The sequence below is a fragment of the Rhizobium sp. NPDC092011 genome (assembly GCF_044756305.1).
Taxonomy (GTDB): Bacteria; Pseudomonadota; Alphaproteobacteria; order Rhizobiales; family Rhizobiaceae; genus Rhizobium.
Genome location: NZ_JBIVSO010000001.1, coordinates 997,598 through 1,021,646 on the forward strand (window position 1 = coordinate 997,598; position 24,049 = coordinate 1,021,646).

General features: G+C 59.7%; 16 protein-coding genes. 12 read left to right on the forward strand and 4 right to left on the reverse strand.

The genetic code is table 11. The features are described 5' to 3' along the window. Positions 1–51: 51 nt before the first annotated feature. Positions 52–648, reverse strand: coding sequence for a nucleotidyltransferase domain-containing protein (locus tag ACIQJ2_RS04675; RefSeq protein ID WP_400665326.1), 597 nt, complete (start codon positions 646–648; stop codon positions 52–54). Between the two features lie 266 nt (positions 649–914). On the opposite strand from ACIQJ2_RS04675, the gene ACIQJ2_RS04680 reads away from it, so the two are divergent. The 3 genes from ACIQJ2_RS04680 to ACIQJ2_RS04690 all read left to right on the forward strand — a co-directional run bounded on the left by ACIQJ2_RS04680 (position 915) and on the right by ACIQJ2_RS04690 (position 11,400). Further along, positions 915–1,355, forward strand: a complete 441-nt coding sequence (locus ACIQJ2_RS04680; protein WP_400665324.1) for a YqaA family protein — start codon at positions 915–917, stop codon at positions 1,353–1,355. 227 nt (positions 1,356–1,582) lie between these two features. After that, a complete protein-coding gene (locus ACIQJ2_RS04685) occupies positions 1,583–2,545 on the forward strand; it encodes a dihydrodipicolinate synthase family protein (protein WP_400665322.1) in 963 nt (320 codons plus the stop codon). Between the two features lie 350 nt (positions 2,546–2,895). Next, the gene (locus tag ACIQJ2_RS04690; RefSeq protein ID WP_400746450.1) at positions 2,896–11,400 is read left to right on the forward strand and encodes a GH36-type glycosyl hydrolase domain-containing protein; all 8,505 of its coding nucleotides are present in this window, start codon (positions 2,896–2,898) and stop codon (positions 11,398–11,400) included. 131 nt (positions 11,401–11,531) lie between these two features. Here ACIQJ2_RS04690 and ACIQJ2_RS04695 read toward each other — a convergent pair whose 3' ends face one another. Next, entirely contained in the window at positions 11,532–13,184 is a 1,653-nt protein-coding gene (locus tag ACIQJ2_RS04695) for an alpha/beta hydrolase (RefSeq protein WP_400665318.1), read from the reverse strand. Between the two features lie 133 nt (positions 13,185–13,317). Further along, positions 13,318–13,776, reverse strand: a complete 459-nt coding sequence (locus ACIQJ2_RS04700; RefSeq protein WP_400665316.1) for a DUF1801 domain-containing protein — start codon at positions 13,774–13,776, stop codon at positions 13,318–13,320. 150 nt (positions 13,777–13,926) lie between these two features. Here ACIQJ2_RS04700 and greA point away from each other — a divergent pair, with 150 nt between their 5' ends. From greA to ACIQJ2_RS04715, 3 genes are all read left to right on the forward strand, one after another. Continuing rightward, positions 13,927–14,409: a transcription elongation factor GreA gene (gene greA, locus ACIQJ2_RS04705; protein ID WP_400665315.1), complete on the forward strand. Its 483-nt coding sequence runs from the start codon at positions 13,927–13,929 to the stop codon at positions 14,407–14,409. Positions 14,410–14,681: 272 nt separating this feature from the next. After that, positions 14,682–15,782 (forward strand): porin, encoded by a 1,101-nt coding sequence (locus ACIQJ2_RS04710; protein WP_400665313.1) that lies wholly within the window; start codon positions 14,682–14,684, stop codon positions 15,780–15,782. A gap of 301 nt (positions 15,783–16,083) precedes the next feature. Beyond that, complete coding sequence (locus tag ACIQJ2_RS04715; protein ID WP_400665311.1) at positions 16,084–16,395, forward strand: hypothetical protein; 312 nt, start codon at positions 16,084–16,086, stop codon at positions 16,393–16,395. Positions 16,396–16,516: 121 nt separating this feature from the next. Here ACIQJ2_RS04715 and ACIQJ2_RS04720 read toward each other — a convergent pair whose 3' ends face one another. Continuing rightward, the gene (locus ACIQJ2_RS04720) at positions 16,517–17,296 is read right to left on the reverse strand and encodes a L,D-transpeptidase (protein ID WP_400665309.1); all 780 of its coding nucleotides are present in this window, start codon (positions 17,294–17,296) and stop codon (positions 16,517–16,519) included. 323 nt (positions 17,297–17,619) lie between these two features. Between ACIQJ2_RS04720 and ACIQJ2_RS04725 the strand changes: the two genes are divergently transcribed. The 6 genes from ACIQJ2_RS04725 to ACIQJ2_RS04750 all read left to right on the forward strand — a co-directional run bounded on the left by ACIQJ2_RS04725 (position 17,620) and on the right by ACIQJ2_RS04750 (position 24,049). Next, positions 17,620–18,294 carry a response regulator transcription factor gene (locus ACIQJ2_RS04725; RefSeq protein ID WP_400665307.1) on the forward strand — a complete coding sequence of 225 codons (675 nt, stop codon included), beginning with the start codon at positions 17,620–17,622 and terminating at the stop codon, positions 18,292–18,294. After that, positions 18,291–19,748, forward strand: coding sequence for a sensor histidine kinase (locus ACIQJ2_RS04730; protein WP_400665305.1), 1,458 nt, complete (start codon positions 18,291–18,293; stop codon positions 19,746–19,748). Before ACIQJ2_RS04725 ends, ACIQJ2_RS04730 begins: the two co-directional genes overlap by 4 nt. 204 nt (positions 19,749–19,952) lie before the next feature. After that, positions 19,953–20,984 (forward strand): helix-turn-helix domain-containing protein, encoded by a 1,032-nt coding sequence (locus ACIQJ2_RS04735; RefSeq protein WP_400665303.1) that lies wholly within the window; start codon positions 19,953–19,955, stop codon positions 20,982–20,984. 88 nt (positions 20,985–21,072) lie between these two features. Continuing rightward, complete coding sequence (locus ACIQJ2_RS04740; protein ID WP_400665301.1) at positions 21,073–22,203, forward strand: efflux RND transporter periplasmic adaptor subunit; 1,131 nt, start codon at positions 21,073–21,075, stop codon at positions 22,201–22,203. Then, positions 22,200–22,907 (forward strand): ABC transporter ATP-binding protein, encoded by a 708-nt coding sequence (locus ACIQJ2_RS04745; RefSeq protein WP_400665299.1) that lies wholly within the window; start codon positions 22,200–22,202, stop codon positions 22,905–22,907. Before ACIQJ2_RS04740 ends, ACIQJ2_RS04745 begins: the two co-directional genes overlap by 4 nt. Then, positions 22,907–24,049, forward strand: coding sequence for an ABC transporter permease (locus ACIQJ2_RS04750; protein WP_400665297.1), 1,143 nt, complete (start codon positions 22,907–22,909; stop codon positions 24,047–24,049). The genes ACIQJ2_RS04745 and ACIQJ2_RS04750 overlap by 1 nt, the downstream gene beginning before the upstream one ends.

Below are 24,049 nucleotides of genomic sequence, written 5' to 3' on the forward strand. Positions count from 1 at the left end.
AGCTCGCGCCCTGCCGGCGCGGGCTTTTGCAGTGTGGCGTAAGGCCGCCAATCAAAGTACCGCCAGCCACGGATGCTTTGGATGAGCCAGATCAAGCCAGTGTCGAAGCCGCTTCCTTTCGGCGAAATCGAGCCGGGGCAGGGCGCGCTTGAAATCTTCCTCATCCTTTTCCCGAAGATATTTGGCCTTGAACAGCAACACCGCGGCGGGTGTCAGGTAGGGTATTCCGTCATCATTGAGCCGGACCATTTCGGAACGTGGTGCCTGGATGGCGGGATCGCGCTTGTAGATCCAGGTCGATGACGTTCCCCCTTCGAGCATCATGTCGACCCGCCAACATGCGCTGAGGGTGTCCATGCCCCACAGTTGCCAGACATGCGGTGGCGGGGATTGGGCCGGGGCGAGATGTTCGATGACGCCGGAATTTACGGTGAAGAAATCCAGTTCGCCGAGCATCTCGCGAAATTCCTGCACGCTCCCGGGCAGGACCGCAAACTCCAGATCCTCGTGTTCGCGCGTTTGAATGCCATGCCAAAGGTCCAAGGCCCATCCGCCGACCACATACCAAACGCCGGCAGCGTGCTTCAACCGGCTTGCAAGCTCGGAAGGCAGCCATGGCGACCAGGCATCGTCGGAGATCGGGTTCATTGGGTGTTCAGCTCGTGTGGAAGGCATGACGTTGTCTGTCGCGCAATACAGGTGAGGCTTGGCGGCGGCAAGTCGATATCATGGCTGTCAGCCATCGAGAGGCAGCTCTCCTTCGCACCGTTCAGCGTCTGGCATTGGCGTTGACATGCATATGTGCCTGGAAGATAGAGGCTCTATGACAGAGAAAACACCGGCGGGCATGCGGTCAGAAGACGGACCGGCCATCGATCGAGGTGCCTGGAATGACAGCGGGATACCCCTGAACGATGTTTGATCTTGCAGCTTACTTCGGCCTGTTCGTGGCGGCGCTTGCCGCCGCAACGATCCTGCCCATGCAATCCGAAGCCGTGCTTGTCGGCATGTTGCTAACGGAGACTTATTCCACCTTTATGCTTGTTGCCGTCGCGAGCTTCGGCAATGTCCTTGGTTCGATAGCGAATTGGGGTCTGGGGCGATGGATCGAGCGCTTCCGCAATCGCCGGTGGTTTCCGGTCGGCAACGATGCCATGGAGCGGGCACAAGGCTGGTATCGCCGTTATGGGCGATGGTCGCTGCTGGCGAGTTGGCTTCCCATTGTTGGAGATCCGATCACGGTCGTCGCGGGTACTCTGCGGGAACCATTGCCGACGTTTCTCTTGCTCGTCGCCATCGCCAAGATCGGTCGTTATGCCGTGCTGGCATTTGCGACCACGAGCCTCGTGTCGTGACGCGCCGGTCGATTGAGCGCCTATAGAACTCTGGATGCCGCCTAGCTTCTTGAAGTCGCTTGGCCGCTTGCATAGGGAAATTCGATCTTTATATATTCCTTGTCGACAAATTGAATACAAAGCTGTATTGCAGTTGTTGAGCGGGTGACGAGCGGCCGGTGAGTTCGGCTGGGCATCGTTGCCGATGCAGTTCCAGCCCAAAAGGCCAAGCCCAAGAGGACAGACAGATGACTTCAAGCATTTTCTCCGGCGTGATCCCGGCCCTGATGACCCCGTGCAAGACGGACCGCAGCCCGGATTTCGAGGCGCTCGTCAGGAAGGGCAAGGAGCTGATCGCTCAGGGCATGTCGGCCGTGGTCTATTGCGGCTCGATGGGCGACTGGCCGCTTCTGACCGATGCCGAGCGCATGGAAGGCGTCGAGCGGCTGGTCAAGGCCGGCGTGCCGGTCATCGTCGGCACCGGTGCGGTCAACACCGCCTCGGCGGTTGCCCATGCGGCCCATGCCCAGAAGGTCGGCGCCAAGGGCCTGATGGTCATCCCCCGCGTTCTGTCGCGCGGTTCGGTGATTGCGGCCCAGAAGGCGCATTTCAAGGCGATCCTGTCGGCAGCGCCGGATCTTCCGGCCGTCATCTACAACAGCCCCTATTACGGCTTTGCCACGCGCGCCGACCTGTTCTTCGCGCTGAGGGCCGAGCATGGCAATCTCGTCGGCTTCAAGGAGTTCGGCGGTCCGGACGACATGCGCTATGCGGCCGAGAACATCACCAGCCGCGATGACGAGGTCTCGCTGATGATCGGCGTCGACACGGCGGTGTTCCACGGCTTCGTCAATTGCGGTGCGACGGGTGCGATCACCGGCATCGGCAATGTGCTGCCGAAGGAAGTGATCCATCTGTGCAAGCTCTCCCAGGCAGCCGCCAAGGGCGATGCCGATGCGCGTCAGCGGGCGCTGGAGCTCGAGCAGGCATTGGCCGTTCTGTCATCCTTCGACGAGGGTCCGGATCTGGTTCTCTACTTCAAGCACATGATGGTGCTGAAGGGCGACGAGGAATATGCCTTGAACTTCAACGAGAGCGATGTTCTGTCGGAGAGCCAGCGCGGCTATGTCGAGGCGCAGTTCACGCTGTTCAACCGCTGGTACGGCGAGTGGAGCAAGCTGCCCGGCGCCGTCCAGACACACAAAGCCTGAAGGCGGGCCACGGGCTTCCGATTTTCGAAACCCGATGGCGATTTGATATGCAAACGCAGAGGCCCCCATTTGGGGGCCTTTTTCCATTTCGGAGCCCTGATCGGCGAGGATAATGGCAGAGCGCGCCAACTCCCCATTTCTCCTTGTTAAATATATGACTTGATTAATCGCGCGTTCATTTAGAAGCCGCTATTGAGAAGCGTTAACGGTTTCCACTATGTCATGTCTGAACACAGCTATTTTCCCTACAAGCCTATGAATAGCCCGAACATGCAACTCTAGCGCCCCCTGCGCATTTTGTTTGGTTAGGATACTCAGTCGGATATGAATTCAACAGAAGAGCAGATGCTATGGTGTCTCAAAATTTAGCGGGCGGTTCGACCGCACAGGCCAACTCGCCCCAAACGGATCCGGATTTCGGAATCCGTGCCACTCTTCTGTCGAATGATCAGCTGCGAGCAAGGGCCGCTCGGTTTGCGGAAAGCCGGCAGCTTGACGTCACGAGTTTCGGAAATTTCGATTTCTTCCAAAGACATCGCGAAAACGAAAGCGAGATCCTGCGGGTCTACAAATCCGCAGCGGCAGACGTCGATGCGGGCGAAAGCATCACGCCGGCGACGGAATGGCTGCTCGACAACCACTACATCGTCGAAGAGGCGATCCAGGAAGTCCGTCGTGACTTCCGGAAAAAATTCTATCGCGAACTGCGCACGATCAAGCTGAACGGGGTTGATGTCCCCCGTACCCTGGCGCTCGCCTGGCTATATATGGCGCATGCCCACAGCAATATCAGCAATGCCGGCATGGCGGCCGTGACCGAGGGCTTTCAGGACGTCCAAACCCTGCATATCGGCGAGCTCTGGGCTATGCCGTCGCTCGTTCGCTACGTGCTGATCGACAATCTCAGGCGCGTTGCAACGCGGATCGACAAGAGCCGCGAGATGCGCGGCATCGCCAACGACGCTGCCAACAAGGTAATTACGCTCGGCGATGCCAAATCGGCGGAATTCCTTGAGGCCTTCGCGGCCAATCTTGGCGATTCCACTTTTGTTACTCAGCTGCACTACCGCCTGCGCAACGCCCTTGAGCCAACCGAGGCTGCTATCGGCTGGTTGGAGGCGAAGCTTGCCGCAAACGGCACGGATGCCGAAACCGTCCTGTCGGTAGAGCAGAGCCGGCTTGCCGCCGCCAATACGTTGATGGGCAGCATCATCAAGAGCCTCAGGGAGATCAACGATACCGATTGGTCGACCTGGGTCGAAGAGGTCAGCAAGATCGACAAGCTTCTGTGGAAGCAGACCGATTATGCCGAACTCGATTCCGGCTCGCGCAACTCCTATCGCCGCCAGATCGAGAAGCTTGCAAAGCGCAGTGAGAAGACGGAACTCGATATCGCCGAGGCAGCGATCAAGCTCGCCGAGCGCGCCAGCACGGCTGGAAAGGATGCTCCGGCCGCCGCCGCCAATGTCGGCTATTTTCTGGTGGGCGCCGGACGTCCGGCGCTGGAAGCTGAGATCGGCTTCCGCAAGCCGCTCGGTGTACGCTTCATGCGGGCGATCCGTCGGCTGAACTGGCTTGCGATTGCAGTGCCCGTCCTTACCCTCACACTTCTGGCGCTGATCGCCGTCGGCGACGTTTTCGTCAGCACGGGCGTTCCTCTTTTCGCGACGATCATTCTGCTGCTGGCATTCGCGCTTCCGGCTTCGGAAGGCGCAACAGGCCTATTCAACTTCTTCGCAACCTTCTTCATCGCTCCCGATCGCCTGATCGGCTACGAATTCAAGAAGGGCTTGCCGGCCGAGGCCCGCACGCTTGTCACAATCCCGAGCCTCATCGGCAAGCGCGAGCATGTGGATGAATTGCTCCGCAATCTCGAAGTTCACTATCTCGCCAACCCGCGCGGTGAAATCTACTACGCGCTGCTCAGCGACTGGCCAGACAGTCAGGAAGAGCAGAATGCGCGCGATCTCGAGGTCCTCGATTACGCACGTCGACAGATGGCCAATCTGGATGCGCGCTACGCCGAGAACGGCAAGCAGCGCTTCTACCTCCTGCACCGTCGTCGCCTTTATAATGAGGCTGAAGGTGCCTGGATGGGCTGGGAACGCAAGCGCGGTAAGCTGCATGAGCTGAACATGCTGCTGCGCGGCGATCCGAATACCACCTTCCTTCCCGGCGCCGACACTGTGCCGCAGGGCGTGAAATACGTCATGACGCTGGACAGTGATACGCGCATCATTCGCGACACCGTGACCAAGCTGGTTGGCAAGCTGCATCATCCGATAAATCGTCCGGTTTTCGATGAGAAGAGCCAGCGCGTCGTCGACGGCTACAGCGTTCTGCAGCCGCGCGTCACACCGTCGCTGACGACGGGCAAGGATGCATCCGCCTTCCAGCGCATCTTCTCGGTCAATCGCGGTCTCGACCCTTATGTCTTTGCCGTCTCCGACGTCTATCAGGACATCACGGGCGAAGGCACCTTCACGGGCAAAGGTCTCTATCACGTTGACGCTTTCGAAGCCTCGCTCAAGGGCAGGATCGCGGAAAACTCGGTGCTGAGCCATGATTTGCTCGAAGGCTCCATGGCGCGCTGCGCCCTGGTAACCGACTGCGAACTCGTCGAGGATTTCCCGATCCGCTACGAAGTGGAAGTCTCGCGCCAGCATCGCTGGGCCCGCGGCGACTGGCAGCTGCTTCCCTATATCTTCGATCCGAAGCGCGGCGTGACGGCGCTTGGCCGCTGGAAGATGGCCGACAACCTGCGTCGTTCCCTGACGCCGATCGCCTGGTTCCTGGCGTCCGCCCTCGGCTGGTACTGGATGAGCCCGCTCGGCGCGCTCCTCTGGCAGATCGTGCTGATCTTCAGCCTGTTCGTGGCGCCGACGCTGTCGTTGATCAACGGCATCATTCCCCGCACGAGCGACATCATCCTGGGTGCGCATCTGCATATGGTCTGGACCGACATCCAGAATGCCAATGCCCAGGTCGCGTTGCGTGTCGTCTTCATTGCCGACAGTGCCTGCGTCATGGCCGATGCCATCCTACGGTCGCTCTATCGTCTCTTCGTCAGCCACAAGCTGATGCTGCAATGGCGCACCGCCGCAAGCGCGCAGGCCTCGGCACAGACCACGATCCTTGGTCACTACAAGGTCATGTGGCGCGCTCCGGTGCTTGCCATCCTCGCGCTGCTGTTCGCCATGTATTCCGGGGACAGCGCCTATCTGGTCGGTGTACCCTTCATCATTCTCTGGGTCCTGTCACCGATGATCGCCTGGATCGTCAGCCAGACGGCGGAGACCGAAGACCGGCTGGTCGTTCCCGACAAGGTCAGAAGCGAGCTGCGCAAGATCGCGCGGCGGACCTGGCGCTACTTCGACAATTTCGTCGTACCCGGCCAGCACTATCTGCCGCCTGATAACGTGCAGCAGACGCCGCATGCGGTCGTTGCCATGCGGACGTCGCCGACCAATATCGGCGTCTATCTCTTGTCGGTGATCTCGGCGCGCCAGTTCGGCTGGATTTCGTTCGAAGAGGCGGTCAAGCGCATCGAGCAGACGATCGACACCACCGAGAAGCTCGAGAAATACCGTGGCCACCTCTTCAACTGGTATCATACCGATACGCTGAAGCCGCTCGGCCGCAAATATGTTTCGTCTGTCGATAGCGGCAATCTCGCCGGCCATCTGATCGCGGTCGGTTCCGCCTGCCGCAGTTGGGCACAGTTGCCTACGGCTCAACTTCACGGCAGTCTCGATGGTATCGGTGATATTGTCGGTATTCTTCGCGAAGTTCTTGCCGAGCTTGCGGACGACAACAAGATAAGTCGCGACTTTCGGGACCGGGTCGACGAGCGGATCGCAGCTCTCGAAAACACGCTTGCCGCTGCCAAGCAGAAGAAGGAATTCTCTCTGGCCGCCATCGAGCGGCTGGTGGAGGACGCCCGTGAGATCGGCAAGCGCGCCGCCGATCTCGACCAGCAGGTCAAGACCGCGCGGAGTGAGGAAGTCGTCTATTGGGCCGGCAGGCTCGTGGCGACCTGCGAGCTTCATCTGGTCGACAATGCGCTTGATCAGGCGAAGATCGACGCCATCTCCGAAAGGCTGATTGCCGTCGGCGCCCGCGCCCGCGATATCGCCTTTGCCATGGATTTCAGCTTCCTCTTCCGTCCGGAGCGTCGCCTGCTGTCGATCGGCTTCCGGGTCGAGACCGAAGAGGTCGATGCCGCCTGTTATGACTTGCTTGCATCCGAGGCCCGCCTGACCAGCCTCTTTGCCGTTGCGAAGGGCGATCTGCCGACCGAACATTGGTACAAGCTCGGACGCCATGTCGTTCCCGTGGGGCCGCGCGGCGCGCTGGTCTCCTGGTCGGGTTCGATGTTCGAATACCTGATGCCGCCGCTCGTCATGCAGGAACGCCAGGGCGGTATCCTCAATCAGACCAACAATCTGATCGTCCAGGAACAGATGAATTACGCCAAGCGCCTCGGTGTTGGCATCCCGTGGGGCATCTCGGAAGCGGCGTTCAATGCCCGCGACCACCAGATGAATTATCAGTACAGCAATTTCGGCGTACCGACGCTCGGTCTGAAGCGCGGTCTCGGCCAGAATGCTGTTATTGCGCCCTACGCTTCGCTGCTTGCAAGCCAGTACAATCCGATTGCCGCGCTTGAGAACCTTGAAAAGCTAAAGGCCGTCGGTGCGCTCGGCATGTACGGCTTCCACGATGCCGTTGATTTCACGCCGAGCCGCGTGCCCGAAGGCAAGAAGTGTGCGGTCGTCTACAACTACTATGCCCACCACCATGGCATGTCGATCGCCGCCGTCGCCAACGTCGCTTTCGACGGGCTGCTGCGCGAACTCTTCCATGCCGACCCGGTGATCGAGGCGGCGGAGCTGCTGCTGCAGGAAAAGGCGCCGCGCGATATCCCGGTCATGGCCTCCAAGCACGAGACCGACGCTCCGGCAAACATCCAGGGCGACCTGATGCGTCCGGAAGTGCGCCGTGTCGAGGATCCGGCATCGCGCGAGCGGGAACTGCTGCTGCTGTCCAACGGCCGCTATTCGACCATGTTGACGGCGACCGGTGCGGGTTACACGCGCTGGAACAACCTGTCGATCAACCGTTGGCGCGCCGATCCGACCGAAGATCGCTGGGGTTCCTTCCTCCTCTTGCGGGACATGGCTTCGCATGAATGGTGGTCTGCGACGGCTGAGCCGCGCTCCATCGCCAACGAGCACGTCCGCGTCACCTTCAGTGACGACAAGGCCGAATTCGTCAAGACCGTCGGCGAACTCACCAGCGAGATGGAAGTCTTCATCGCCAGCGATCACGATGCGGAAGGCCGTCGTCTGACGATCACCAATTCCGGCACGGAAGATCGGGTGATTGAAGTCACCTCCTATATGGAGCCGGTCGCCACGCTCGACGTCGTCGATACCGGACACCCGGTCTTTGCCCGAATGTTCGTGCATACCGAGATTGCCGGTCGTGGCGACGCCATCTTTGTCGAGCGCCGCAAGCGCGGCCTGACGGATCCTGAAGTTGCAATTGCACAGCTTGTCGTTGATGGCAGCGGCGGTGATGGCCCAACCCAGTTCGAAACCGACCGCATGCGGTTCCTTGGCAGGGGGCGCACCTTGACGGAAGCCGCTGCCTTCGATGAGGGCGCTACGCTTTCGGGCACCGATGGCTTCACCATGGATGCCTGCGTGTCGCTGCGCCGTGTCGTGCGCGTTCCCGCTGGCCAGAAAGTCAGCCTGACCTTCTGGACCATTGCGGCCGGAAGCCGGGCAGAGCTTGACACCGCCGTCGAGCACTATCGTCAGCCGGATAGCTTTGCCCAGGGTCTGGTGCAGGCCTGGACGAGAACCCAGAAGCAGTTGCGCCAGATCGGCGTCAACTCCAAGGAGGCGGCCGCTTATCAGCGCTTTGCGCGCTATATCGTCTATCCCGAGATGTCGCTCCGCGCAGACAGCAAGGCGGTTCGCGCCGGCCTGAAATCCCAATCGGTTCTTTGGGGCGCCACCCTCTCCGGCGATGCGCCGCTCATCACCTTGCGCATCACGGACGAGCTCGGCACCGATCTGGTCAAGGAGCTGCTTCGTGCACAGGGCTTCCTGCAATCGCGTGGCGTCGAGGTTGATCTCGTGCTCTTCAACGAGCGCACCGGTGAGGAAGCCTCGGAAATGCAGCGGACGATCGATCAGCTTTGCGATGGCGCACGTCACGCGAGCGAGGCGGCCGGCATCCAGCGCAACATCTATGTCATCCGCAAGGATCTCACCCCGCCCGACGTGTACGACGCTATCATCGCTTCGTCGCGCGTCGTGCTGCGCGGACGCGAAGGGAGCTTGAACGATCAGCTCGAGCGCGCCCGCTCGGTCGCAGGATCGCCGGCCTTGCTCGGTCAGTGGGGTGATTCCACGCTCGTGCCGAGAATGACGCGCAGCAAGGCTGCAACGTCGGCCGTCGACGGCAGTGACCTGGCATTCTGGAATGGCTATGGCGGCTTTGCAGCCGACGGCAGCGAATATGTGGTGCGCCTTTCGGGCGGCGAGCAGACGCCGCATCCGTGGGTCAACATCATGGCCAATGAAAGCTTCGGCTTCCATGTCTCGGCTGAAGGTGCTGCCTTCACCTGGAGCCAGAACTCCCGCGACCATCAGCTGACGCCGTGGACCAACGACATGGTCACAAACCGGCCGGGCGAGGCCTTCTATCTCAAGGATCTCGATCGTGGCTCGGTGATCGTGCCCTATGCTGCCCTGGCGCAGAATTCGGATACGAGCTTCGAGGTTCGTCACGGCCTGGGCTACTCGGTCTTCTCCACCGTCCAGGATGAGATTACGCTGGAAGTCACCCAGACCCTCCATATGGAAAAGCCAGTCAAGCTGACCCAACTGCGCATCCGCAATGCGGCAAGCGTCGCGCGCAAGCTGCGGCTTTACGGCTATGCCGAATGGATCCTCGGTAACAACCCGACCAAGAGCAAACCCTTCATCGTCTCCGAATTCGACAAGGAGACCGGGGTACTCTTTGCAAGCAACCCGTTCAGCGTCGATTTCGGAACGCGCGTTGCGTCGTTTGCAGCCAGCGAGAAGCCGTCCAGCGTCTCCGGCAGTCGCCGGGAATTCATCGGCCGCCATGGAACGATCCAGCAACCTCGCAAGGTTTCGGCAGGTGCGCGCCTGTCGGATGCAGTCGAGCTCGACGGCGATCCGGCAGCGGCAATGGCGTTCGATCTGACGATCGAACCGGGCGCGGTGCACGATATCTGCTTCTACATGGGCGACGCGGGCTCCCGCGAGGAATCCGCCGCTCTCATCGCCGATATCCGCTCAATCTCCTTCGAGGATGTGCTTGGCAAAACCCGCGATTTCTGGAGGACGTTTACGGGTAAAGCCCGCGTTTCGACCCCGGACAAGCGCTTCGACTTCATGGTCAATAACTGGCTGCCTTATCAGACGCTCAGCTGCCGCATCATGGCGCGCACTGCCTTTTATCAGTCTAGCGGCGCCTGGGGATTGCGCGATCAGCTGCAGGATTCGCTCGCCTTCCTGCTGCATTCGCCTGAGATCGCTCGCAGGCAAATCCTCAATACTGGCCGTCGCCAGTTTGCCAAGGGTGACTTCCAGCACTGGTGGTTGGCCGATAGCGGCGCTGGCGTCAGAACCAATATCTCCGACGATCCGGTCTGGCTCGCCTATGCGGTCGACCAATATTGCACGGCGACGGGCGATACCGCGATCTTCGATGAGATGCTGCCCTTCGTCGAAGGGGCTGAGCTTAGCCCGGGCCAGTACGACGCATTCCTCGTGCCGCGCGTCTCCGCCGAAAACGCATCGCTCTACGAGCATGCAGCCCTTGGTCTCGACCTGGCGATCAAACGCTCGGGCGTGAACGGCCTGCCGCTGATGATGAGCGGCGACTGGTGTGACAAGATGGACCGCGTCGGCATCGATGGCCGCGGCGAGAGCGTCTGGCTCGGCTGGTTCCTTGCCGGAGCGCTTCGCCAGTTCATCGGCTATGCCGAGGCGCGAGGCGACACGCAGCGCGTCAGCCGCTGGTCGGAACATCTGAACAAGCTGAAGGAAGCACTCGAAACTGCCGGCTGGGATGGCGATTATTATCGTCGTGGCTACTACGATAACGGCGCGCCGCTCGGCTCCAGCCAGTCCGATCAGGCAAAGATCGACTCCATCGCCCAGTCGTGGAGCGTTCTGTCCGGCGAGGGCAATCCGGAGCGCAGCGAGATGGCGATGAATGCCGTACTCGAAAAGCTGGCGGATAAGGAAGGCGGCTTCATTCGCTTGCTGACACCGCCCTTTACCAACCCGGCCAACGATCCCGGCGCCATCAAGGCCTATCCCCCGGGCGTTCGCGAAAATGGCGGACAGTACACCCATGCTGCCGTGTGGACCACGCTCGCCTTCGCGCGCATGGGCCGGTCGGAAGACGCTTGGCGCTGCTTTGAAATGCTCAATCCGATCAATCATTCGCTCGATAAGTCTGCGGCGGATGTCTACCGGGTCGAGCCTTACGTGATTGCCGGCGACGTTTATGGCGAAGGCGCTCTTAAGGGCCGCGGCGGCTGGAGCTGGTACACCGGCTCGGGTGGCTGGCTCTATCGCACGGCGATCGAGGGTATCCTCGGCGTTCGCGTCGAAAATGGCCACCTCTATGTGAAGCCCTCGTTGCCTGCAAAGTGGGATAACTTCTCGGCGGATCTCGACTTGCCGAGTGGAAAGTACCAGGTGTCCGTTTCCAGGGATGCTGCGGGAGATCGATACGCAGTGACTGTCAACGGCGTCGCGCTTGATTATCTCAACGCGGGATATCGTCTCGGCGGGCACTGATGTTACGTCTGACAAAGGGCCGCCAGGTGAAAGCCTGGCGGCCCTTTGTATTTGAGGATTGATAGCTCGGCGGACACTGCAATCGCGGACGAACATGATTGTTCGTCACCTGCCTTCAGGTTGCCTACATGTCATGGCGTCATGCCGAAGCGCGAAGCGAAAAGCGATTTCAGCCGCGTGACATCCTGCGGCGCAATCGAGGCGTCGGTCAGGGATATCCAGCTGTCTATATAGTGCTGCGGCGCGTAGATATGCCCATAGCCGACCGGCGATGTCGTGGCGATCATCATGTCGAAAAGCAGCTGCAGCATCGTCACCACAGGTATCCAGGTGAGCTGAGGCGAAACGTCAGGCCCACGGGGCGCCTTCATCCATCCCGGCTCGCGGAACGCGGACGATGCGTCGAAGAAGACCACCGGGTCGCTGGCATATTGAAGATAGATGACGCGAAGAGGACCCCAGGGAGCGGCATATTGCTCTGGCGGGTGTTCCTGATTGGCGAACCGGATCACCGATCCGTCGCGGAACTTTGGCAACCATTCCGGCGTGCCGGGATTGCGGGCTGCGGTCGCCGCCATCCACCGGGCGCTGCGGAAGGGAGGTCCGCTCCACAAGGCGCCATTCACCGGGTCGCCGATGACATTGTAGATATCGAGCGAGAGCTGCGAATTCAGCGCTCCAAGGCTTAATCCATGCAGATAGAGCTTCGGGCGCTTGTCGCGTGGGAGTGTTGACCAGTAGCCATAAACGGCATCGAAGAGGTCGACGGCCGTTTCTTCGCCTTCCCTTGGCTCGAACAGAAGCGACATCCAGCTTGTCAGGTAGGAGTATTGCACAGCGACGCTGGCGACATCGCCGCGCTCCAGATATTCGAGCGTATCCATGGCGGCGGGGTCAATCCAGCCGGTTCCCGTCGGGACGATTACGACCAGAAGCGATCGATCGAAAGCGCCCTGCCGTATCAGCTCTTTCAGGGCAAGCGCCGCGCGCTCCTTGCTCGTTTCGGCGTTGTTCAATCCGACATAGACACGAAGCGGCTCCCGCGATTTCATATTCCAGAAGCTGGAGATTTCACTTGCGGTCGGGCCGGAGGCAACGAAGTGCCGTCCTTGCCGGCCGAGGCCCTGCCATTCGACAAGCGAGGCGTAGCTGCCGGTTTTCGTCGCATCCTGTGGGCTTGGCTGATCAACTTCTATCAGTGCGTCCGCCTGCTGAAAGGATGCATCCGCCGCGTCAAGCGCAAGGCGAAGCAATATTCCCTGGCCGATCGACCAGAACAGCGCGATGGCGAGCAGAGCGCCCACGACCTTCGACAATCGGCTTGGCACCATGCGCGAAAGCCAATTCGAAAAGACCAAGCAGGCCAGACGAAACAATCGCCCGATGACGAGTGCCGCCAAAAAGGTCGCCGCGGCCACCGCTGCTAGCCAGTATGGCTCCGCACTGGCGATCGCCGGCATCTTCCACAGAAGGCGGATCGAGTTCTGCCAGAATGTGGCATGCCAGAGCGCGGCAAGGCAGAGGACCAGACATGCAAGCCCAATTGTCCATCGCAGCGGTTTCAATGACTTATCCGGGGTGGGCAGCTGGAGATAGAACCAAAGCCAGGTGAGGGCGGTTCCAATCATGTAGCCGACGCCCGCGCTGACGCCCGAGAGCGCGCCCTGGACGAGATAGGAGCGTGGCATTAGGCTCGGTGTCAGCGACGCCGCGAAGAAGATAAGCCCCATGACCATGCCAAGGAGCGAAAGGGAGTGGAACATCTCCTTGTCCAGACGACTCATGGCGATCCTTTACGCTGCGTTACAAATATGCCGGCAGGATTTGCCCGCCGGATGAGTGCGACTGCGAGCAGATGCTACGCAATCATCCCCTGAATGCCAAGAAATGTCGGTGACGAGATCGACGCACGCTCGCTCACATGCGCTCGCCTGGCAGCTTGCTCGCCTGTTTTACCCAGTCGACAAATTGCGTTTCGTCAATCACATCGTTTTCGCGGATGTTGAGATAGCGCGTATCCTGGCTCTTGGATTCTCCAGGCGGAATCGGTTGCAGAGATGCTCCGCGAAAGAAGGCGACCTTGATGTATTTTGCAAAGCAATGAATGCCGAGAAACCAGCCGTCGTCTTCGAGGCCGTAAAGCGGCGAGTTCCATTTCACTGCTTTTTGCACATTGGGAACGGTTTGCCCGATCAGCGTATCGAGCCGGCGGCCGATCTCACTTTTCCAACCAGGCATGGCGGCGATGTAGGCCTGTACGGGTTCGTCGCCATACCCTTTGGCGATTTGCGGATTGCCGCCGGAAAGCAGTCTGGGTTCACCTGTTACTCCTTCGGACTTCGTTTTCGTCGTTGGTTTGGGCGTTCTGGTCGCCATTGCATTTCCCCTCGGTCGCTATCCATCCTATAATGTCAGGCTTATTTGATGCTTGATCCACGTTGTTCCAGAGATGCGATATGGGCGACGGGTCAACGATGGCGGCGTTCGCCGGCGTCGAAGCACAGCGAGCCGAAATGGAGTTTGAAATTGAGCACCGCGTTCATGAAGGAAGAAAGTGCGGAAACGGCGGCGGAAACCCTGCTACCCGACCGGATCATTTCTCCCCATCCGAACCTCGTGACCGAGGCGGGGCTGAAGGCGCTCGAGCAGCAGCTCCAGCAGGCGCGGGAAGCCTACGAGGCGACCACCGGAGTTGAGGATGTCAACGAGCGCCGACGGCAAGGGGCGATCCCTCTGCGCGATGTACGTTACCTCGTTGAACGCGTGCGGACCGCCGAGGTCATGCCGGCGCCAATCTCCTCCGACGTCGTCGCCTTCGGTAGCACGGTCACCTACAGCCGCGAAGACGGCCGGGTGCAGAAGTATCGTATCGTCGGAGAGGACGAAGCCGATCCGAAAGCCGGGTCGATTTCCTATGTCTCACCCGTGGCAAGGCTCGTGATGGGCAAAGCAGTTGGCGACTTCGTGAGCCTCGGCAATGACGAGCTGGAGATCACTGCGATCGAATAGAGCATTGCAAGTGATGGTTCGCAATGTGGCGATGGCTCGCGTCATAGCTGCCCCTTGTCCTCTCGGTATGCGCTGTTTTAGCAACACAATATATGTACGCGCCGTCACATTTTGTCACATTTCATGAGTGTCGTTGTAAGAGAGCAGCCCCGGTCGCATCTTGCCGTCGAAAGGCGGAGCATCATGCTTCGAGAATGGCAATGAGACTTGCCGCAGAACGGGCTTTTGAGCTCCGCCGCTTCGCGCAGGTTCATCTCGAAAACGGAGTTACCATGAACATCAAGAGCTTGCTTATCGGCTCGGCTGCTGCGTTCAGCGTAGTATCCGGTGCTCACGCGGCTGACGCCATTGTCGCCGCTGAACCGGAACCATTGGAATATGTTCGCATCTGCGATGCTTTCGGTGCCGGTTATTTCTTCATTCCGGGCACGGAAACCTGCCTCAGAGTGGGCGGCAAGGTGCGCACGGAAGGTCAATGGAAAGACCCCTACAATCGAACCAGCAGCTTTGGTACAAAATGGCATACCCGCGCTGAGCTGAACCTCAATACCGCGACTGACACCGAATACGGCCCGTTGAAGACCGAGACCATCGTCCGTTGGGATTGGAATGACGGCAATGCCACGACAACGAACCTTCTCTGGGCCTATATCACCCTCGGAGGCTTCACGGTCGGTAAGACAGACTCTCAGTACAACCAGTTCATCGGCTATGCCGGCGACGTGATCCAGGACGACGTCATCTATGACGGTCCATACGAACTCAACCAGCTGACATATAACTACGACAGCGGCACGGGTTTTACCGGCGTCATTTCGCTTGAAGACAGCAATTCCGGGACCACGACCAGTGCTTATGGCGGAAGCTGGCAGTTGTCGGAAACAAATCACTACGCGCCGAACGTTGTTGCCGGCCTTGGCTACAAGGCAGGTGCATGGCAGTTCCGTGTTGTCGGCGGCTATGACTCCATCGTCGAGGAAGGTGCCATCAAGGCTCGCATCGATGCCGATTTCGGCGTGTTCTCCGCCTTCCTGATGGGTGGTTGGAACACCAACGGTGACAAGCTCAACCAGTATGCGGGATCGAACCAGAACGTCTCGGCTTGCACCACCTCTTCTGGCGTCGTTCATGGTGCAGATTGCGGTTGGGGTGATTGGGCTGTCTGGGGCGGCGTCGGCGTTCCGATCAATGACAAGCTGAAATGGAACGTGCAGCTCGCCTATACAGACTCGAAGATCTTCGAGGCGACCACCAACCTCAAGTTCAATCCCGTCAAGAACCTCCTGATCGAGCCGGAAGTGACCTATGTTCACTACGATCTGCCGGGCGACGATACCTTCTCGGGCATTCTCCGTTTCGAGCGGACTTTCTGATGCCGGCGGGGTCAGATTGACCCTGCTGTGCAACAGGGCTCGGTATTCTTCGCATCGAGCCCTGTTTATCTCATCCCAGGCGATCAAGCCTCATCTCGCCCTGCATTGTGCTTAAGCGCATCATGCGGTTGAGACGGTATTGAATTCGTCTGCGTTCGGACGACGAACTCGCAGGCATCGCGCACACGGTTGGGATCTGCTCTGCCGACAAAGGGAAGTCGGCTCACTGTCATAAATGTGATGCTAATGAAGAACTATGTGATCCTCACTAGCGCTATCTGGTGCCATCAAAGGAAGCCCCATGAAGACGATCATCATACTAGCGGCAATCGGAATGATATCCACGAACGCGATGGCCATGTCGGCCTACAATTCGAAGTCGATGACCTGCGCAACCGTGCATGAAAAGATAGCTCGGGAAGGGTCAATCGTGCTGCGTTACCCGTCTCATCATCCGGGCATGATGATGTATAGCCGCACAGTCTCAAATTCGATGTCGTGCCTCGGCCAGGGTTCTATGGCGAGTGCCAGCGTGCCGACGAGTGACGACCCAAGCTGCAAGATCAAGACTTGCAGCTTTTCCACCGGCAAGGGGCCGAACAAAAACCACTGAATTGATGCGGCAGGTTCCCGTTCCGCCTGGAATGATGAAACCGCATCCTTTCCATCGTTGTGATAGTGCCGTCAGGAATGATACCGCCCGGTCAGGCCGGGCGGTATCGCGTAACCTGTGTTCAGGCCGCAGTTCCAGGCAGTGGGGTTTGATAGACAACAATCCGCGCATGATACGGAACACGCTCGTAGAGGTCGATGGCATCCTGGTTGATAAGCCGGACGCAGCCTGAAGACGTCGCCTTTCCGATTGATCGCCAATCCGGTGTCCCGTGCAGGCGGTAAAGCGTGTCCTTGCCATTCTGGAAGATGTAAAGCGCGCGCGCGCCCAGAGGATTCTTCAAGCCCGGTGCCATGCCGCCATTGGCGACGGAGAATTGCGCGAGGCGCGGCTGGCGGGCGATCATGTCGGTCGGCGGCTTCCAGCGCGGCCAGTGCTGACGCCAGTGAATGATGCCTTCTCCCTTCCAGGCAAAGCCTTCGCGGCCGATGCCAACGCCGTAGCGCAGCGCCTTGCCGCCCGGCTGCACCAGGTAGAGGAAGCGCGAAGCCGTGTCGACGACGACGGTGCCGGCTGGCTCGCCTGTCGGATCAGCGACCTGCTGGCGATAATATTTGGGGTCGATTTTCTCGTAAGGGATTGCAGGGATGGTGAAGGCGCCATCCTGGAGCTGCGCATAACGAGCGGCGATTTCGGGAGAGGCAGTCGGAGCGGGAGCAACGACTTCCGGCTCGACGACTGGCTTGACCGCCGGAACCGCCGGCAATGGCGCCCGCATCGCTTGTTCGCCGGGGCCTTCCTTGGCACCGGGTACGGTAGAGCAGCCGGCCAGCGTTGCTGAAGCGGCCAGTGAACCAAAAATGAAAGTTCGGCGGGATAGAGATGGTAAAATACGGCTCATGGGGATCGCAGTGATGTTGTTAACAAATAAGGCGGACGGGTGAATCTTTCGGGCGACCCGTAGATTTGGTTTGTGGCCGGATTAGACCGGGGCAAGGTGGAATAGCAAGTCGTTAACAACTTTTAGGCAAGGTGTGACATTGTGAACACTGGCTGGATGTGCCGGATCGCTTGTCCAGCCCAAACGTTCAGCCGTTGTCCAGTCGAAATCGACTGGATCTCCGCTTGCGCCCATATCGGACGGCGGCATGTAATGTATATGCAATCTTTTCCGTGTCAGTGAGCGCGGGGGCGGCGAGGCGCTGTCCTCCTTAGGAGAGGCTATTGCGGATCTTGCTGCTCGAGGATGAGCCCGAAATGGCTCAGGCTTTGCTTGAGGCGCTGCGGCGTCGCGATGTGCTGGCCGATCATGTCCGCACCATCGCCGACGCGGACGCGATGGCGCGCGTCGGCACCTATGATGTTCTGGTGCTGGACCGCCGTTTGCCGGATGGCGAAGGCCTGGATCTCGTCGCGGCACTTCGCCAGCGCAAACATCCAGTGCCGATTCTCGTTCTGACGGCACTTGGCAGCGTCGATCACCGCGTCGATGGGCTCGACAGCGGCGCCGACGATTACCTCGCGAAGCCTTTCGCCATCGAGGAGCTGCTTGCAAGGCTGCGGGCGCTTCAGCGGCGAGGTCCCACTATTTCTGACAAGTATCTCGATTTCGGCAATCTGAGCGTCGACCCCCGCAGCAATGAAGTCTCCATAGCGGGATCGGTGATCGAGTTCCCGCGACGGGAATATCTGGTGATCGAGGCATTGATGCGCCGGCCGAACCGTATCGTCACGAGATCCAACCTGATCGAGTCGGTTTACGCACTGGAAGACGAAATCGGCTCGAATGCGCTCGACGCTCATATTTCCCGGATTCGAAAGAAGCTGGCTCTCGCCGGGGCTGCCGTCGAAATAAGAGCCGTGCGAAACATCGGTTATCTGATCCGGGCCAAGGCATGAGGTCAGAGCGCCGCCGGTCCTTGCGATGGGGGCTGATAAGACGCCTGATCCCGTTGCAGGCATTTCTTCTGGTTCTTTTTGTCGTTCTTCTTGTCGGCTGGATCTGGGTCATCAATCCAGAGCTTGAGGATGCCAATGAACAGGCTGTCCGCATCGTTGCGGAACATGTGGTCAGGGATGCCGACGGCCGGTTGCAGGTAAACGATGTGCCCGCGATCACCGAGCTGAAGCGTCGTTCTCCAGAGCTATGGTTCGTTATCCGCGACACCGATGGATACACCGTCCAATATGGAGAGGCGCCGGTGGCGGCCCTCAAGGAGAGTTTTCCCCGGACGATCGACCGGGCACGGGTGGAGGTCGGCAACGGAACCCATGCCACGCTCGAAAACCGCGACACACCGGTTGGCAGGCTTCAATTCGTCGCCGCGACCGAACGAGGTTTCCCCAATGAAGGTCTCAACGTGTGGATCAACATTCGCGTCGACGTCGCCAAGGATGCCAACGGGCAGACGCCCTGGCTGACGGTCTTGCCGGCTGTAGGATTCATCATCCTCATTGTCGTTGTTCCCATGCTGGCGCTGACCGGGGTGGCAACGTTGCTGGTGACGCCGCGCGCCGTCGGTCGATCATTGAGCTGGCTGGTGGACACGGCCAGGCAGGCGCAGACGATCGATTTCGAGACACGCTCGGCCCGGCTCGACCGTTCCAAGGTGCCGACCGAGATTATTCCTCTGGTCGATGCCTTCAATCACGCTCTCTCCAAGCTCGACGAAGGCTATAACCGGCACAATCGCTTCCTCGCCGACGCGGCTCACGAACTGAGGACACCCATCGCGATCGCGCGAACCCGAGCCGATCTGCTTCCGGAGGTCGAAGTTAGCCAGCAGCTTCGCGGCGATATTGATCGCCTCTCGCGCGTAGCCCATCAGCTTCTGGAGATGCAGGCTGTCGGCGCCGTAGAATTGCGCGCGGAACGAAAAGACCTGAACATGCTGGTCGAGAACATCGCTGCCGACCTTGCGCCGATCGCGATGGACGCCGGTTACGACTTCGATTTCGAGCCGGCCCCGCAGGAGGCCTTCTTTATCATCCAGACATCGACGATCGAAATGGCCGTCGTGAATCTCATTCGAAACGCAATCGATCATGCTGGCGGGAAGGGCGCGATTGTCGTGCGGGTCGGCGCGGCGGGTACCATCGATGTCTGCGACCAGGGGCCTGGCATTCCACCGCACGAGCGCGATCGTGCTTTTGAGCCATTTCGCCGTATCAATACCAGCTCTTCTGGAGCGGGCCTGGGCTTGAACCTGGTCAAGAGAGCGGCCGAAATTCACGGTGGAAGAGTGCTGTTCCTTGATACGAGCGAAGGCTTCTGCGTGCGGCTCGAGATCGGCTCGATCGCGCCATCGGTCGTTGCGGAAGCGGATCGGCGGGGCGGTAAGGCCAAGCGTTAAGCGCCCGACACGCGCGTTCGGCCGAATGGACGAGGGAGCGCAAAACCTCTTGTCGAAAGTGCAGCCACGAAAGCCTGTTTTTCATTGGAATGGTTGCGGCAAAGGATATTGTTGACCTCGAACATGATTCAGGTCGCGGAGGGTGTCGATTAAAGCCATGGCTCAGCTCGATCGTCCCGTTTTCCTTGCTTGATGTAGATCCCGATGCTTTTCATCCCGCTTCCCTTTGTCATTGCCATCCTGCTCCTCATTCTTTTTGCCGTGATGGCGAAGGGGAGCGACCAGACTTCTTTGAAAGAGGCCCCCCGCAACCTCCCGTTTCTGGCGCTTATATTGATAAGCGCCTTTCAAGGTTTTCTCGGCGGCTTGCGTTGGGGATACGGCATCGAAGCGGTCATCTATATGATGCCGGTCAGTGCCGCGCTCATCCCGCCACTGGCCTATCTGGGAGTGCGCAAGCTCACGCGCAAAAGCGCTGAGCTACCTTCCTGGCGAATAGGATTGTATGTCCTTCCGGCCGTCATGATCGTTCTTCTGATGTCGATATCGCGCTATGCCATCGACGTGGCGCTCCCCATGATCTTCATCGGCTATGCGGTCGCGATCCTGCTCCTGATGCGCGCAGGGACGGATGCGCTGAGGATGACGTCTTTCGAAAGCACGTCGCCGGTTTTTCGCGCTCTTGTCTTCACCGCCTTTACCCTGCTTCTGTCGGCTCTGCTCGACATCTTCGTCGCTCTCGATTTCGCCTGGACGCAAGGCCGGCACGCCATCACCCTAATCACATTCGGCAATCTGGCGGCGCTGGTCATTCTGTCGATCGCGGGTGCCGTCGCCAGCCGTGGGCGCAGCTTTCCGGAGATGGCTGAGCCTGCTCCGCAATTCGATATGGCCGCAGACAAGGACACGATAGCGGCGATCCAGTCGCTGTTGGAAGCGAAACGCGTCTATCGGGATCCGGACCTCAATCTGGATCGCCTCGCTCGCAAGGCCGGCATCCCGGCCCGGCAAATCTCGACGGCGATCAATCGCACGACTGCCAAGAACGTCTCGCAATATGTCAACGAGTTCCGGGTTGCCGAGGCATGCAGCCTGCTCGAGAAAACGAAGAGACCCGTGACGGACATCATGTTCGAGGTGGGTTTCCAGACCAAATCCAACTTCAACCGCGAGTTCCGCCGCGTCACTGACATGACCCCGCTGCAATGGCGGGAGCGGAAGGAAAATCCGGCCTGACTCCGCAGGCTGAGTGCGAAATCGCGATCGAGGACGTCAAAAACATGTTTGAGGTCGAGTTACCGGCCTGATCGGTCATGCTGTCGGCATGAACACCATCACCGAACCCGACCGCAAACTTGCCGAAGCGCTCAAGTCGCTCTCCCTTGCGCCAGCAACGGAAACCACCTCATCCGGATCGCCGCGAAAAATCGCGCGGCGGTGCGCTCTCGCCTCGATCATCCTTGCTTCGATTGCCGCACCCATCGCCTGCATTTTCATGTGGTCGAATGTGGCGAGCAGTGTAGGTGCCCTGCTTCCTGAGCCACAAGGGGTGGAGGCAGCAGTCTCCGAAAAGGTGGCGACGAGCACTATAGCCGTCAAGGCAAAAAAGCCGGAAGCATTCTCCGGCAGGCAGACTACCTCGGCATCGACTCGCGAAATCACCGGATCGGGGTATGTCGTCGCGCCGCGCTCGACCGCAGTCTTTTCCAAATACGAAGGCAGGATTACCGGCATTGCGGTCGAAGCGGGCGATCGTGTCGACGCGGGTCAGGTCCTGGTCACGCTCGACGATGCGAGCGCCCGCTTTGCGCTTGAGCAGGCGGAGGCGGCTAGGGTCTCCGCCGATCTCGCTCTCTCGGCACGGACTATCGAGCTGACCCAGGCGAATGCCTCGCTACGACGCATCGAGACGCTGGCGACCCGCGCAGCAACGCCCCAAAAGGATCTTGAGGCAGCCCAGACAGCTTCGCAGAGCGCCTCCAACGCGGTGGCGCAGGCGCGTCAGGATATCGATCGGGCTGAAATTGCCGTCCGCATTGCCGGGGAGCAGCTGAATGAACTGACCGTGAGGGCGCCATTTGCCGGCACCGTTGCGAAGGTTGGAGCACACATCGGCGATACGGTGCTCGCACGCGTCGACAGCATTCGGGAAAATCAGAGCCTGCTGACGCTGATCGATATGGGCAGCATGGTGATCGATGCGGACGTGGCCGAGACGAACATCGCCATGATCCACGCTGGCATGCGCGGGGAGGCGGTCCTCGACGGGTTCCCCGACAAGCCTTTCACTATCGACCTTGCCAAGATCGCGCCCATCGCTTCGGCCGAAAAGGGCACGATCGCGCTTCGCTTTTCCCTGATCGATCCGCCGATCGGGATTCGTCCGAACATGGCCGCACGCATTCGCATCGCCGCACCCAATTTCCAGGAACTATCAGGAGAGATTAACCGATGACCGAAGATCCCAAGGAAGAGCCGTACGTTGTTTTGAGAGCCATACAGAAGGGATATCGCCTGGGCGGCGAAGTGCTTCCCATTTTCAGCGGTCTCGATCTGACTATCCCGAAAGGCGATTTCGTCGCGATCATGGGGCCGTCCGGATCCGGAAAATCAACGCTTCTCAACATGCTGGCCGGTATCGATCGCCCGGATGCAGGAGAGCTGCGCATCGGCAGCGCCCGGCTCGATCAGATGGGAGAGGCGGCGCGCTCTTCCTGGCGCGCGCACAATATGGGTATCGTTTTCCAGTTCTATAATCTGCTGCCCATGCTCAATGCGGCGGAGAATGTGGAGCTGCCGCTTCTGCTCAAGCCGATTTCCGCCAGGGAACGGCGCGCTCGGGTCGAAAAAGTTCTGGATCTCGTCGGGCTTGGCGGCCGTGGCAAGCAATATCCGGCCTCTATGTCCGGCGGGCAGCAGCAACGTGTCGGTATTGCGCGAGCCATCATCGCAGATCCGGATCTGCTGCTCTGCGACGAGCCGACCGGGGATCTAGACAGGAAATCGGCCGACGAAGTGCTCGACATGCTCGTCTTCCTCAATCGGGAGATGGGCAAGACCATCGTCATGGTCACGCATGATCAGCAAGCCGCACGTCATGCCAGGCACGTGCTGCATCTCGACAAGGGGCATTTCGTCGAAGAGAGGAGGGTTGCGTGATGAGTTTCCTGCGTCTTGCCGGAAAGAATGCGTGGCGCAAGCCGCTGCGTACGGTTTTGTTGATCTTCTGCGTCGCCGTGGCTTTCCTGATCTACGGGCTGACGGCGAGTTTCACGAACGGCTCGCAGGGCTCGGCCGGCGCCAGCGAAAGCATTCTCGGCGTCATGAATGCCGCCGGGCGCAACCAGCCGCTGCCGATGGCCTACATGTCGCGCATCGCCGCAGTGCCGGGTGTATCCTCCGTCGCCTATATGGCGCGCTTGCGCGGCTTCGTCGGCACGGAGAAGAATGTCATGGCCGTCAGTGCCGTCGAGCCGCAGCTGCTTGCGGATGTCAACGGTAAGGAGCTTGCGCTGACGGTCGATCTCGTCAAATCGCTCTCTGCCGGGCGCGATCGCGTGCTTGTCGGCCGGGCTTTGATGGAGGCCCAGGGTTGGACCATCGGCCAGCGCATTACCCTGACCTCATTCCAAACCGCAGCAAAAGACGGCAGTCGCGACTGGCGTTTTGAGATTGCCGGCGTTTTCGACGGCGAGACCGCAAGCGCCGATACCTACTTCATCATTGCTCGCTACGATTACATCAACGCTGTCCGCGAGCGGAACGCCGATACGGTGGACGCTTTTATCATACGGCCGCAGGCGGGTATCTCTTCTGGTGAATTGGCGGTTCGCATCGATGCCCTGTTTGCCAATTCTGCGTTGCCGACGCGGACGCAGTCGGAGAAGCAATTTCTTGAAGCTTTCCTTCGTCAGTACGCCGACATAGGTCTGATCGTAAACCTCGTCGTCGGTGCGGCTTTTACGACCCTGTTGATGATCGTCGTCAATACCATGGTCTTTGCCGTCCGAGAGCGCACCTTTGAAATCGGCGTTCTGAAGACGCTTGGCTTTTCGCGCAGGCGGATTCTGGGGCTCGTTCTCGGCGAGACGATGCTGATCTTCATTATCGGGGGCTTCGCCGGGCTTTTCCTGGCGAAGCTCGCCTCTATAGCCGCCGGGCCGCTTCTCGGCCTCGTCTTTTCGACCGCAGCGTTCGCAAAGGCGATTTGCCTCATCATGCTCCTTGGAGTTGCGAGCGGGATGCTGCCGGCGATCAATGCCATGCGCGCGCCCGTCGCCAAAGCACTCAGAGCGAGATAA